The organism is Pseudogemmobacter sp. TB195 (assembly GCF_058313095.1).
Window position 1 is genome coordinate 200,359 of record NZ_JBZEGG010000004.1, and the last position, 12,682, is coordinate 213,040.

Annotated in this window: 14 protein-coding genes, 1 tRNA gene and 2 pseudogenes; 4 read left to right on the forward strand and 13 right to left on the reverse strand. The window is 60.6% G+C overall.

What is annotated here, in order from left to right; all coding sequences use genetic code 11:
* Window positions 1-174 precede the first annotated feature (174 nt).
* Window positions 175-1,119, forward strand: a complete 945-nt coding sequence (locus tag AC4FS3_RS06625; protein WP_491019859.1) for a nucleoside hydrolase — start codon at window positions 175-177, stop codon at window positions 1,117-1,119.
* 16 nt (window positions 1,120-1,135) lie between these two features.
* Here AC4FS3_RS06625 and AC4FS3_RS06630 read toward each other — a convergent pair whose 3' ends face one another.
* The 4 genes from AC4FS3_RS06630 to AC4FS3_RS06645 are packed head-to-tail and all read right to left on the reverse strand — an operon-like array spanning window position 1,136 to window position 4,246.
* Complete coding sequence (locus tag AC4FS3_RS06630; RefSeq protein WP_491019860.1) at window positions 1,136-2,179, reverse strand: sensor histidine kinase; 1,044 nt, start codon at window positions 2,177-2,179, stop codon at window positions 1,136-1,138.
* Window positions 2,179-2,706: a gamma carbonic anhydrase family protein gene (locus AC4FS3_RS06635; protein ID WP_283178030.1), complete on the reverse strand. Its 528-nt coding sequence runs from the start codon at window positions 2,704-2,706 to the stop codon at window positions 2,179-2,181. Before AC4FS3_RS06635 ends, AC4FS3_RS06630 begins: the two co-directional genes overlap by 1 nt.
* Window positions 2,703-3,338, reverse strand: coding sequence for a guanylate kinase (gene gmk / locus AC4FS3_RS06640; protein WP_198838138.1), 636 nt, complete (start codon window positions 3,336-3,338; stop codon window positions 2,703-2,705). Before gmk ends, AC4FS3_RS06635 begins: the two co-directional genes overlap by 4 nt.
* Window positions 3,339-3,352: 14 nt before the next feature.
* Complete coding sequence (locus tag AC4FS3_RS06645; protein ID WP_491019861.1) at window positions 3,353-4,246, reverse strand: YicC/YloC family endoribonuclease; 894 nt, start codon at window positions 4,244-4,246, stop codon at window positions 3,353-3,355.
* Window positions 4,247-4,506: 260 nt separating this feature from the next.
* Between AC4FS3_RS06645 and AC4FS3_RS06650 the strand changes: the two genes are divergently transcribed.
* Window positions 4,507-5,286 (forward strand): PAS domain-containing protein, encoded by a 780-nt coding sequence (locus tag AC4FS3_RS06650; protein ID WP_491019862.1) that lies wholly within the window; start codon window positions 4,507-4,509, stop codon window positions 5,284-5,286.
* A gap of 46 nt (window positions 5,287-5,332) precedes the next feature.
* On the opposite strand, the gene AC4FS3_RS06655 is transcribed toward AC4FS3_RS06650, so the two are convergent.
* The 5 genes and pseudogenes from AC4FS3_RS06655 to AC4FS3_RS06675 form a co-directional block, all read right to left on the reverse strand.
* Window positions 5,333-5,854, reverse strand: coding sequence for a GNAT family N-acetyltransferase (locus AC4FS3_RS06655; protein WP_491019863.1), 522 nt, complete (start codon window positions 5,852-5,854; stop codon window positions 5,333-5,335).
* Complete coding sequence (locus tag AC4FS3_RS06660) at window positions 5,851-6,471, reverse strand: GNAT family N-acetyltransferase (RefSeq protein ID WP_198838141.1); 621 nt, start codon at window positions 6,469-6,471, stop codon at window positions 5,851-5,853. The genes AC4FS3_RS06655 and AC4FS3_RS06660 overlap by 4 nt, the downstream gene beginning before the upstream one ends.
* A gap of 143 nt (window positions 6,472-6,614) precedes the next feature.
* On the reverse strand, window positions 6,615-6,884 hold the full coding sequence (rpmA, locus tag AC4FS3_RS06665; protein ID WP_092897840.1) for a 50S ribosomal protein L27: 270 nt from the start codon (window positions 6,882-6,884) through the stop codon (window positions 6,615-6,617).
* Between the two features lie 84 nt (window positions 6,885-6,968).
* A pseudogene (gene rplU, locus AC4FS3_RS06670) lies at window positions 6,969-7,343 on the reverse strand (50S ribosomal protein L21); the annotation flags it as partial.
* 256 nt (window positions 7,344-7,599) lie between these two features.
* On the reverse strand, window positions 7,600-8,601 hold the full coding sequence (locus AC4FS3_RS06675) for a DUF2059 domain-containing protein (RefSeq protein WP_491019864.1): 1,002 nt from the start codon (window positions 8,599-8,601) through the stop codon (window positions 7,600-7,602).
* A 282-nt stretch (window positions 8,602-8,883) separates the two neighbouring features.
* On the opposite strand from AC4FS3_RS06675, the gene AC4FS3_RS06680 reads away from it, so the two are divergent.
* Window positions 8,884-8,973: transfer RNA gene (locus AC4FS3_RS06680), tRNA-Ser, on the forward strand.
* 211 nt (window positions 8,974-9,184) lie between these two features.
* Window positions 9,185-9,577 (forward strand): hypothetical protein, encoded by a 393-nt coding sequence (locus AC4FS3_RS06685; RefSeq protein ID WP_491019865.1) that lies wholly within the window; start codon window positions 9,185-9,187, stop codon window positions 9,575-9,577.
* On the opposite strand, the pseudogene AC4FS3_RS06690 reads toward AC4FS3_RS06685, so the two are convergent.
* From AC4FS3_RS06690 to AC4FS3_RS06705, 4 genes and pseudogenes are all read right to left on the reverse strand, one after another.
* Window positions 9,515-10,516: pseudogene (locus AC4FS3_RS06690) on the reverse strand (recombinase family protein); the annotation flags it as partial. The gene AC4FS3_RS06685 and the pseudogene AC4FS3_RS06690 overlap by 63 nt on opposite strands.
* A complete protein-coding gene (locus AC4FS3_RS06695) occupies window positions 10,513-10,884 on the reverse strand; it encodes a hypothetical protein (protein ID WP_491019866.1) in 372 nt (123 codons plus the stop codon). The pseudogene AC4FS3_RS06690 and the gene AC4FS3_RS06695, both read right to left, overlap by 4 nt.
* 123 nt (window positions 10,885-11,007) lie before the next feature.
* The gene (locus AC4FS3_RS06700; RefSeq protein WP_491019867.1) at window positions 11,008-11,250 is read right to left on the reverse strand and encodes a hypothetical protein; all 243 of its coding nucleotides are present in this window, start codon (window positions 11,248-11,250) and stop codon (window positions 11,008-11,010) included.
* Between the two features lie 94 nt (window positions 11,251-11,344).
* Entirely contained in the window at window positions 11,345-12,445 is a 1,101-nt protein-coding gene (locus AC4FS3_RS06705; RefSeq protein ID WP_491019868.1) for a hypothetical protein, read from the reverse strand.
* Between the last annotated feature and the right edge of the window lie 237 nt (window positions 12,446-12,682).

Consider the following 12,682-nt stretch of genomic DNA (forward strand, 5'->3'; position numbering starts at 1 on the left):
CCCTCAATGCGAGATCCGGGTCAAACCCCTCATGCCCGGCAATGAGGGGACAACGCGTGTGCCCTGATCTGCCGCCGTGATCTGCCCGCCTGCCCCGTTTTCGCGCCCTCTCGCAACGCAGGCCAGGATTGGCTAAGCTTGCGTCAGATCCCGGGTACAGCGCAGGTACAGCTCATGGCAGAACAACAAAAAATCATCATCGACACCGATCCGGGCCAGGATGATGCAGTCGCGATCCTGCTTGCGCTGGCCAGCCCCGAAGCGCTGCAGGTGCTCGGCGTGACGGTGGTCGCCGGGAATGTGCCGCTGTCACTGACCGTGCGCAACGCGCTGAACATTGTCGGCCTCACCGGGCGGCGCGATGTTCCGGTCTTTGCCGGCTGCGACCGGCCGCTGAGCCGCGAGGGCGTCACCGCAGAAGAGGTCCATGGCGCGACCGGTCTGGACGGGATCGACCTGGGCGAGCCGGACCTGACGGTCAATTCGCAACATGGCGTTGATTTCATTATTGAAACGTTGCGTCGTGAAGAGTCAGGGACGGTAACACTCTGCACCCTCGGCCCGCTGACGAATATCGCCACCGCCTTCAGCCGCGCCCCGGATATCATCGCGCGGGTTCGCCGGATCGTTCTGATGGGCGGCGCCCTGTTCGAAGGCGGAAATATCACCCCGGCGGCCGAGTTCAATATCTATGTCGACCCCGAGGCGGCGGATATCGTCTTCCGCTCCGGCGTCGATCTGGTCGTGTTGCCGCTTGATGCCACGCATAAGGCGCTGACCTCGCGTGCCTGGGTGGATGGGCTGCGCGCGCTCGGCACCCGCGCCGGGGACGCGGTCGCCGCCTGGACTGATTTCTTTGAACGCTACGACACCGCGAAATATGGCACCGAGGGCGCCCCGCTGCATGACCCTTGCGTGATCGCCTTCATGCTGCGCCCGGAGCTCTTCTCTGGTCGCTTCATCAATGTCGCGATCGAGACGAAATCTGAACTTACGCTTGGCATGACGGTCGCCGACTGGTGGGGCGTCACAAAACGGGCGCCCAACGCGCTTTTCATCGGATCGGTTGACCGGGACGGCTTCTACGCCCTTCTGACCGAACGCATCGCGCGGCTGTAAGGCATTTCAGGGGCGGTCAGGTTTCGGGCAGCATCACCGAAAACACCGAGCCCCTGCCCTTTTCGCTGTCGATCCTGAGCCAGCCGCGATGGCGGTTGATGATATGTTTGACAATGGCGAGACCCAGCCCGGTGCCGCCTTCGGCCCGCGAGCGATGGGCATCGACCCGGTAAAACCGCTCGGTCAGGCGCGGCAGGTGGATCGGGTCGATCCCGTCGCCCTGATCCGCCACATCCACCCGGATCACCGGCCCGCGCGACGTGGTTTCGCGCGAGATCGTCACCGTCACCGGCTTGTCGCGCGCCCCGTATTTCACCGCGTTTTCCATCAGGTTCAGGAAGACCTGGGTCAGTTGGTCGGCATCTCCCGGCACCATGACCCGCCCCTCGATCCCCTGAAACCGGATCATGCTGCCATGCGCCTCGGCCACCTGACGCACCGAGGCTGCGGCCGAACGCAAAATTCCTGGCAGATCAATGGTTTCGCGCGGCCGGACCCGTTCTTCAGCCTCGACCCGGCTCAGATGCAGAAGATCGCGCACCAGCCGGTTCATCCGTCCGGCCTCGCGCGACATGATGCCGAGAAAGCGGTCACGCGCCAGCGGATCATCCTTGGCCGCCGATTGCAGCGTTTCGATAAAGCCCATCATCGCGGTCAGCGGCGTGCGCAGCTCATGGCTGACATTGGCGACAAATTCACGGCGGATCGCCTCGTTCTGCGCTTCCGAGGTCACATCCTGCATCACGCAGATCACCTGCGGCGGATCGGCGGCAGGCAGGCCCGAGACCTTGACCCGATATTGCGCATCATCGGGCAGGCGCAAAAGGATGCGCCGTTGCGCCCCGTCGCGCCTTGTGCCTGAAACCGCATCCAGCAGCTCCGGCCCGCGCAGCGAAAGCGCCAGATTGCGGCCTCGCGCCTTTTCGCCCAAAATCGCCAGCGCCGGCACATTGGCCGCCCGCACCGTGTCGCGCTCGTCCAGCGTGAAGGCTGGCAATGGCAGCCCATCCAGCAATTGCTCGACCAGCCCTGGCTGTGCCTCGCCGTCCTCGTCCGACATCACGCGCGCTCCACCGGTTTCAGCCCGGCACGGAAGCGGCGCGCATTGGCCTGATAGCCCTCGGCCGAGCGGATCAGCCGGGCTTGCGCTGCCTCATCCAGCACACGCACCACCTTGCCGGGGCTGCCCATGACAAGGCTGTAATCGGGGATGACCTTGCCTTCGGTGATCAGGGCGCAGGCGCCGATCAGACAGCCTTTGCCGATCTTTGCCCCGTTCAGCACCGTGGCCCCCATCCCGATCAGCGAGCCCTCACCGATCTCGCAGCCATGCAGCATCGCTTTATGGCCGATGGTGCAATTGGCGCCGATCACCAGCGGGTAGCCCGGATCGGTATGGAGCACCGCATTCTCCTGGATATTCGTCCCCGCGCCGACATCGATCAGCTCGTTATCGCCGCGCAAAACTGCGCCGAACCAGATATTCGAGCCCGGCCCCAGCCGCAGTTTTCCGATCAGATCGGCCGAAGGCGCGACCCAGGCTTCCGCGTCAATTTCAGGCGCGATTCCATCCAGTTCCCAGATCATCTTGCGGCAAACTCCTCATTGAGGCCGCGCACAAAGCCGGCCAGATCGGGCTGTCTTTCCCGTTTCAGCCGCTCCGCGGTGATGATCGCGCGCAGCCGTTCGAAACAATCGTCCTGGTCGTCATTGACCAGGACGTAATCATATTCGGCCCAATGGCTGATCTCATCGCGGCTTTTCGCCATACGGCCCGCGATCACCTCTTCGCTGTCCTGACCCCGCCCGCGCAGCCGGCTGTCAAGCTCGGCAATCGAGGGCGGCAGGATGAAAACGGACACCGCGTCGCGCCCGAGGGCCGAATTGCGGATCTGCTGGCCGCCCTGCCAGTCGACATCGAACAGGGTGTCGCGGCCCTCGGCCATCGCGGCCTCGACCGGCGCGCGCGGGCTGCCATAGAAATTGCCGAAGACCTCGGCATGTTCCAGCATCCCCCCCTGATCCACGATGGCGCGAAAGCCGTCATGGTCGTGGAACCAGTAATGGACACCATGTTCCTCGCCGGGCCGCGCTTTGCGCGTGGTGGCCGAGACCGAGAATTTCAGCGTCGTATCCCAGTCCATCAGCCGCCGCGCCATGGTGGATTTTCCTGCGCCCGAAGGCGAGGAAAGGATCAGAAGAAGCCCGCGCCGCGCCAAATTACCACTCCCCGTTATTCGACATTCTGCACCTGTTCGCGCATCTGGTCGATCACCGTCTTCAGGTCAAGCCCGATCCGGGTCAGGTCGATATCCTGGGACTTTGACAGGAGCGTATTCGCCTCACGCAGGAATTCCTGCATCAGGAAGTCGAATTTGCGCCCGACCGGGGCCTGATCGGCCAGCAAGGCCCGTGCTGCCGCGACATGGGCGGTAAGGCGGTCGATCTCTTCGGTGATGTCTGCCTTCACCGCCATCAGCGCGAGTTCCTGCGCGAGGCGGGTCTCATCAAAGCCGTCGACATTCCTGCCGACCCTCGCCAGCGCCTCGCCAAGCGCCTCGCGGGCTTTCGGGCGGCGGGCCTCTGCGGCGGATTTTGCCGCCGTGACAAGGTCGGATATCATGCCCAGCTGCGCCGCGATCACGCCGTTCAGGGCCTGGCCCTCCGAGGCGCGCGAGGCATTGAAAGCCTCGATCAGCGCCGGCAGATCGGCGAGAATCGCTGCCGCAAGCGGCGCGGTATCCTCTTCGGTCCCGGAGGTGTCGATCACGCCACGCATCGCCATCAGATCACCGGCCGTCAGCGGTGTCAGCAGCAGATCGGCCGCAGTCGCCCGCGTGGTCACCTCCCCCGCGAGCCGCAACAGCACATCCAGCACCTCCGTGTTCAGACGCGGGCCCGCCTGGGTGCCTTCGTCCCGGCTCAGCCGCAGGGACAGGCTGACATTGCCGCGCCCGAGCGCCTTTTGCAGCGCGGCGCGCAGCCCCGCCTCGAGCCCGTCAATCCAGTCCGGCACCCGGAGCCGCAGATCAAGCCCTTTGCCATTGACCGAGCGCAGATCCCAGGTCCATGAAAATCCCGCAGCCTGACCCCGTCCGGCCGCAAATCCCGTCATTGAAATTGTCAAAATAAACTCCCGTCAGCCCGGTTGGCCCGGACCGTTCTGGTTCCCATTACAGCTCTTTACCATTTTAAGAGATTTCCATGCAAACCCGGTAGATTTTGTTCTAAAATATACCCGACGATACAACGTCTTTGCGACGACCGGCTCCACCAGCCTCTGCTGTCGGGGTACAGGGTCGCGGGGGCGTTTCAGGTTACGTTACAGGTTGCTTTACAGGCACACATGCGACCGGGTCCGCCCGGCCTTTGGTGCAGGAGGCGGGTTTGACACAGGATTTCTTCACCCTCGGACCGGCACGGCGCGACCCGGCTGAAGAGGCACGCTTTATCAGCCTGCAAAGGGTGCGCGGCTATTGGGAAGGGCTGATCGGGCCGGGCGGCGCGCTTCCGGGGCCGGCGGCGCTGGATCCTCGCGGGCTTTTGCCGGCACTGGAGGATGTGTTCCTGGCCGAGCGGATCGGCGAGGGGCTTTTGCGACTGAAAATCGCCGGGCGCCGGGTCTCGGCTCCGGCAGGGGTCGATATGCAGGGGCTGCCGCTTTCGGCGATGTTCCTGCCCGAGGCACGGCCAGCGCTGGCCCATACGGTGGAACGGGTCTGCAATCACAACTCGCTCGTGACGATGGAATTGCAGGCGGAAGGCGGCTTTGGTCGCCCGGCGCTGACGGCGCGGCTTTTGCTCCTGCCGCTGGCAGCACCCTTGCGGGGCCAGCCGACGGTGCTCGGATGCCTCTCGACCCTGGGTGAGACCGGCCGTGCGCCGCGTCGGTTCATGGTGACAGCTGTGGTGGAAGAGCGGCTGGGCAAGCGGATCAAATCAGCCTCTGCCGCGCCGAGGCATTCAGTCACCCTGCCGGATTTTGGCCAGAGCGCTTTGGCGCAGGCCCAGAACAGCCAGACCGAAGAGCGGGTCCCGGATTATATCTTCGCGGCGAAACCTGCCGATTTTACTGCGGCCCCCCTCGGGGAAGGTGCGGGCGGCGCGGCTCAGGCGACAGAACCTTCGGCACGGCCAAAGCTGCGCCTGGTGCATTCGTCAGACTGAAACACGCGGGCAAAGACAGATCAGCGCCCGGCGCCCCGCCCGGCCATCAGCCCGCCGCAGGGGTGTCGCGCTGATCCAGTTGCAGGCTCATGAAGTGCAGATCGAGCCAGCGGCCGAATTTCTGCCCGACCTGGGCCATTACCGCGCCTTCGCTGAAGCCGAGCTTGCGGTGCAGCGCCAGCGAGGCGGTGTTTTCCGCCTCGATCCCGGCAATCATCACATGCAGGCCTTGCGCGCGGGCGCGGGTGATCAGGGCCTCCATCAGCGCATGGGCAAGGCCAAGCCCGCGATACGCGACGCCCACATAGACCGAGTGTTCAACCGTCAGCCGGTAGCCGTCAAAGGCCCGCCAGGCGCCGTATGAGGCATAGCCGGTGACCCCGCCATCTTCGGCCTGCGCCACCAGCACCGGGTAGCCCGCTGCGCGCCGGGCCGCCATCCAGTCGATCCGGTTGGCCGCATCCACCGTCGCCTCGTTCCAGATCGCGGTGGTGTGGAGCACGGCGTGATTATAGATCTCCGCGATGCCTGCGGCGTCATGGTCAAGGGCATCGCGGATCTGCATCATTTCACCATTTTGCGGATATAGGTCCAGGTCGGCACAATCGCATTGCGCGCCACCGAAAATGCCTCGGCATCGCCCAGATATTCAAACCCCGCATTGGTAAGCACGCGGGCCGATCCGGGATTGTCCTGGAACACTTCGGCGAAATAGGTGCTGTCTTCCAGAGGGTTGGCCGCAACCAGCGCCCGCACCGCCTCGGAGGCGATGCCGGTATTCCAGAACACCGGCGCGACCCAATAGGCGACCTCGGACTGGCCGGAGCGGCCTGCCTTCACCTCCATCGGTTTGAGGCTGATCACCCCAAGGAGTTCGGACAGACCATGTGCGGCCCCGTCCATCACCCAGACCGAACCCGGCCGGTCATGGTTCATCGACCGGTTGACATAGGCCTCGGCGGCGCCGGGCGGGAATGGGTGCGGGATGTTCTGCGTCGCATCGGCCACGCGCTTATCGCCGGCGTAATGCGCGATCAGACCGGCATCAGATGCCCGGACCGGGCGCAGGATAAAGCGCCCCGCCGCGATCTGCCGGTCACTGACGCCCTCCACTGAAGCCGCTGCCGCAGCGATTCCCTTACCGGCGCCGTAAGGCCCCGGGCTGCGGATCGTCTCGAATTCCATGGCTTCCCTCCTGCTCGAAGCTCATGTGGGTATCGGATCCTTGTTCTCCCATAGCCGCCCGGGCTTTTCCACGGCGGAAATAAGAAAAGGGACCGGCTTTTACAGCCGATCCCTCCGATACATCTGATATGTAAAGGTTCGGCTTACTCGGCCGCCTCCGCAACGGGAAGCACCGAAATAAAAGTGCGGCCCTTGAGGCCCTTGCGGAATTTGACCGCGCCTTCGGCAACCGCATAGATCGTGTGGTCACGGCCCATGCCAACGCCTTCACCCGGGAAGAAGGTGGTGCCGCGCTGACGCACGATGATGTTGCCCGGAATGACGGCCTGGCCGCCATAGAGTTTCACACCAAGGCGACGACCAGCCGAGTCGCGACCGTTGCGGGACGAACCGCCTGCTTTTTTCTGTGCCATGGGGGATTACTCCTCTGCAGCAGCGGCCTTGCGGGCGCGCTTCGGTTTCTCGGCAGCTTCCGGAGCAGCCTTGGCAGCACCCGGGGCTTCATGAGCGGTGCGGCGCGCATCAGCGGTGCCGGTCGCAGCTTTGACGCCCGACTTGTCAGCGCCGGCGGCGAGAACTTCGGTCACGCGAACCAGCGTCAGGTGCTGACGGTGGCCTTTGGTGCGCTGCGACGAATGCTTCCGACGGCGCTTGACGAAGTGGATGGTCTTCGGGCCTTTGATCTGGTCGATCACTTCGGCCTGCACAGCGGCACCTGCCACGAAGGGCACGCCGACGGTGCTGTCCACCATCAGGATTTCGTTGAACTGGATTTTTTCACCAGCGACGGCATCAAGCTTTTCCACGCGCAGAACGTCACCCGCCTGCACTTTATATTGCTTGCCGCCTGTTTTCAGGACCGCAAAGGTCATAATCTGTCTTCCTTCATTGCCCGCGTCCTGTGGCCCCTCTTGCCCGTAGCGGGCCTTTGGTGTTCATGGGTTTCCCCGCCTTCGGACAGCGCATCCGTCACCGGATGATGTTCAAAAAGAATCCACCCCTGGATTCGCACCCTGGGGAAGATGTGCGCTTATGATCTGCATCGGCCATCGCGTCAAGTCATTCAGCGGGCCCGGCGCGGGCCCGCCAGGTTTGCCTCCGCCCCCTGCCCGTGTCAGATCCGTTGGCTCAGATCCGCGCGCCACGCAGCACCTGCCCCGCCTCGTGGCCCAGCTCCTGCATCACCATCCGGAAGGTCTCACCATATGCGGTGAACAGCGCCTGGTTCAGCGCCTTGCCGCTCTCGCTTTTGCTGAAGACGAGGAACTGCTCCAGCTCGGCATCACTGAGCGGTGCATAGGCCTCGGTCATGAAGGCCAGAAGCCAGGAGGTGGTGCTGGCCCGGATCTCGGCCTCCTGCGCCCAGACCTGGGCCATCCGGTCGGCCTCCGGCAAGCGTTGCTCCGGCGGCAGCGTGGCGGTGAGCGCCTCGTTGAAAGCCGCCGATCCGGTGAGACCCGAGGCGACATTCCCTTCGATCAGATCCGAGGCTTCGATCAGATTGCGGATCAGCTTAAGCCTTGGCGCACGCGCATCGCGCAGCTTGCCGGCGGCGACCTCGGCGGCCTCCTTGCTGTCCGGATCCAGCAGTACCTCGCGTGCGGCGATCTCGCGCGCCACAATGGCCTTGCCGGTCGGGGAGGAAAAGAACGCAACCGCATCAGCCAGAACCTCAGGCTTGCCTGCCAGCGCCTCGCTCAGCGCCTGCGAGAACCGCGTCCGCAGGACGTCCGACTGATAGATCCGCGCCACACTGGCCTGCCAGCGAAGACCACCTTTGCCCCCGAGCAGGCCCTGATCGAGCCCCTCGCCATATCCGTGCCCCTCGCGCGCGATCACCCCGAACAGCGCATCCAGTCCGAGGCTCTGCTCCAGAGCCGCCACCGTCGCGCCCTGAGCAGCCGCGTCCTCTCCGCCAGTCCGGTCTGCAGGCACCTGTCCGGTGGGGGCCTCTTCGGTGACCGCCCCGTCACGCCCCTCGGCAAGCACCGCAAAATCGGCTCCCGGCATGGGCAAGATCGCAATCAGCGCGGCGAAAGCGGCCACTTGCCGCCAGCTTCGGGACGGATAAGCCAGGCCCTGGTCCGGATGCCTGACCGCCAGACCTCGCCTTCCCTCATTGCGCTGCATCCCGCTTCTCCCGTTTGCCGGTTTCAGAGGCAGCCTAAGCGTCACCGGGCCAGAGGCCAAGTGGGGGATCTCTCAAACCTGCGTGCGCCGCCTGAGCCAGGTCAGCGGGCCTCGCATAACACAAAGCCCCGCTGACCTGGCTCGGGCCGCGCGCCATCCAACCCGGCCGCTCCCAGTTTTCCGCCCTAAACAGTCATCCTGAAAAAATCCTGTCGAAACGGGCTTGCGCTTCCCTAAACACGAAGCTAAACCCCGCCTCCATAGACGACCCCCAGAAAGCGCGGAGAGGTGCCGGAGTGGTCGATCGGGGCGGTCTCGAAAACCGTTGTAGGTTTGCGCCTACCGTGGGTTCGAATCCCACCCTCTCCGCCATTTCGCATTTATTAGGCGAAACACTCCCTAACATATTGAAGGGTAAGGACGTTTTGGGGGTTCGAAACCCAGTTTCGGGCGCGTATTCCAGCCTATCGCAAAACGCCAATTTCAGCACCAGTTTCTGACACTCGATTCTGCCAAGATTCCATATTTTTGAAGGGTTTGAGAGGAATCCGAAGGCGAGTTCGAACAACTCCTCAAAGGTCCCATGCCGCTGGGTGCTGCGTGCACGCTTTTCCTCAAGCGCAACCTTACTACGCTCAAGGCTGTGAATCCGCTTCTCATAGGCAGTAACCACACTTTGAGACGTAGCATCAACGATCCGGTCAAGCAGCCCCTCGATCTGGGTTTCCACCTTAGCGATCTCACGCTCATAGGTCTTTGCCACGGCCTTGGCCTGAGCCATGCGCTGCGTCCACGCATCTTTGAACATGGCATGAGCCAGCGTGAACAGTTTGGGCGCAGGCGTCAGCGTGTCGAGCATGGCAACAAACTGCCCCTCGACCAAATCACGCCGGATATGCTTGTTGCGGCGCTCACAGCCCTTGGTGAAGCACAGATAGTAAGGGTGACGCTCACCCGTCTTGCTGCGGCACCATGAGGCAGTGAACGGCCTGCCACAACACGCACAGGCAATGGCACCACGCAAGGGGAAGTCAGCCGACACATCGACGCGCACGGGTACACGCGCCCCCTCTTTCAGGCGGGCTTGGATGCGCTCAAAGGTCGCGAAGTCGATCAAGCCTTCATGCCGCCCTTTGGTTAGCGGCACCCCCCAGTCGGGCGCTTCGACATAACCTGCATAGAGCGACTTCGTGAGCATCTGCTTCACAAGCTCATTGCGTACTTCCCCGCGCTTGTTCTTGCCCGGAAAGGCCGGACAGGATTCAAAGAAGCGTTTGACCTCGCTCTGCTGCTGAAAGCGACCAGACGCATAACCTTCAAGCCCTTCTTGAATAATCGAGGCCACAGGTTCATCCCGTACGAGGATTTTGCCCTCTCCCGCGCTGTGCCTGAACTTGTAGCCTGCGCAGGAAATGAATGGCCAAAATCCCGCCTGAATGCGCGCACGCATCCTGTTCCGTGTTTGCTCCGCGTTCTTCTGGCGTTGATGCTGCGAAACGCTGGCGAGCAGGTTCTCAACCAGAATGGAGTCGGAATCCTCGCCAAACTCAATGGAAGGGCTTTCGAGCCGTGCGCCCGCAGCTGAGATCGCGCTGCGTAATTCAAGATGCGCCTTTACGTCCCGCGCGAGGCGCGAGATGTCGTCAATCAGCACGACGTAAGAGCCTGACTTCTTCCGAGCTTTCAGCCATGCCAGCATGGCCGACATGCCGGGGCGGTCAATCAGGCCACCCGTCACAGCACCGTCAGTGAACACCTCGGCAATTTCGTAGCCTTTCATCCGCGCAAATTCACGGCATCGGGTTTCTTGCGAGACCATTCCATGGCCTTTAGAGACCTGCGAAGCACTCGACACTCTCGCATATATTACGGCATGGTTTACCATTGCATTGTGATTGTTTTTATTGGGATTCATGACTCCTTCCTTTCCGCAGGAGGCCGCTTACGTGCCTTTGCAGGTTTGGGGTTAGCGTTTTCAGTGAATTGGCCCGCACATCCTACCACATTTGCGTCGTGTTTTTGAGTGAGTTCAGGGCTGGGTGGGGTGCTATTCATAGCTTGAAGGTATTGGAGATACTGAACGGGATCGAACCCGTAACCCAGATCAGCAAAGGACACCATGATTTTCCAGATCACTGCCAGCAGTTCAGTTTGCTGGGTTTCGCTCAAATCGCTGTCGGCAAGGTGGTGACGGTAGGCTTCGACATCAAAATTCAGTGCGGGAAAGTCACCCTTGCGAGCAGTCTCTTGGCTGTCGAGGCCTGAAAATTCTTCATTGCTCATGTCCGGCCTCCTTTCGTTGGACAGGTGCAGACCGTGTAGCATATCAGAAAGCTGTGTGAATTTATAGGAATATTATCCCATAAATTCACACGATAGATTAGCCTGAATTAAGTCGACCCTTAGCTACGAATTGGAGGCTTTTGGCCGACGGGAAATATCGGCCGCATCATTGATATCAAAAATGTCGGGCTCACCTTTAGAAAAGCTTTCGGCAAGAACTTGGATGAGACGGCCTCGTTCGTCAAAGTAAGCCTTCTGAAACTGATATTCGCCGGAATAGCAGATTTTGGCAATTACCTTAGCCGTTCTGGAGCGCTCAGAGGCGTTGGGTGTGCCGAAGGTACCAGAAGTCCTGTTGGTAGGCATGCTGAGTTCTCCTCGAATCAGCAGCTCTTTAAGCTGCCAACACCAGCATGACACGCGCCACACTGAAAGTCAGCATGTATAGTTCAAAACTATATTATTTTATATATCTTCCTGATTTTAAAGAATTTTTATCACGCTGCTTTCTCTGGTGTGCCGCACCGTAAGCTCGCCTCTGCGCTTGTTGGTCGGGCGAAAGCTGTGCCGTTGGAATATACTTCGAGGCACCGGAAGGGAGTTTCGCAGCTGCAAGCTCCTCATCGGAGTAGCGCTTTACGTCTGAAGGAATATCAAGCGCTGGCGTGATATCGACTTTCTTACATCGCACAACGTAAGCCAAATATGCATTATACAAAGGTATATCTCTTCGAAGATGAGACAATCTCATCTCATTTTTCTCAATCCATTCCCCATACCAATGCTGAATGAAGTCAACGGCACTACCTTTCCACCGCTCTCCCGTTCCTTGTAGATTCTTTCTGTTCGCCCAGAAAGGTATGTTTGCATTGGCAATTTCTTTGGCGGCACGGGCCGTGGTTTCTTCGCTTCCTCCTTCGAGGACGACATTTTGAGGCTCTTGATATGTACCATCAACAATACGTTTCATGGCGGAAGATAGAATGGATATCTGATCGCCATTCATGCTCGCAATGGCCTTGGCAATTTCAATCACTTCAGATGAATAAAAATCTTCACCCTCAGCGATTCTGCCAAATACATTACGTATACTATCTTTCCTCTGGTGCTCTGCGCTCATTCTTGAGATAATAAGCGCATTGCTATCTTTAAGCAAATTTCCCCAATTTTCCCCGCCATGAAGATCAAATGGAAGGGGCGAAGTGCAAACGTGAACTGTCAGCGCATCAAAGAAAATTTCAACTGCCTCTTGAGGCAATTTTATTGCTTCGGATGCCTCCCGGAGCTGGGAAACAAAAAGCAAATCCCGTTTAGTCTTCTGGATGTCTATATTGTTCCCGCTTGGGCTTGCGGAAACTTGTATCATTGTTTCGTGTGGACCAAAGCGAATGCCGCTTTGTTTTACACCAAATACATTGACATCCTTAAGGTTTTCCTTGGGAGCTTGAAGCAATGGTTGTGTAGAAAACTCGCGGGGGACAGGGGCGCCTTCTCTCGGTGATTTCTGCCCGTCAGATCGACGTACCATTAGGTCACACCTCCTATTTTCTTTGGTACCCATTTTATCCTCTTGCTGCGGAGAGTCGAGCGCTGGATACATCAAGTTGGTGTGGGTGCCGCCAGCCTATCATAGCAGGCGCAAGGTGGTACACATGGGACATGTGGGCTACGCCCTGCACTGGGACATGTGGGCTACGCCCTGCACTGGGACATGTGGGCTACGCCCTGCACTGCAACGATGTGTACTGTCGTACCTTCGTTGGCAAGGGGTCCGCTGCGCGCCCCCGTTGCATCCCCC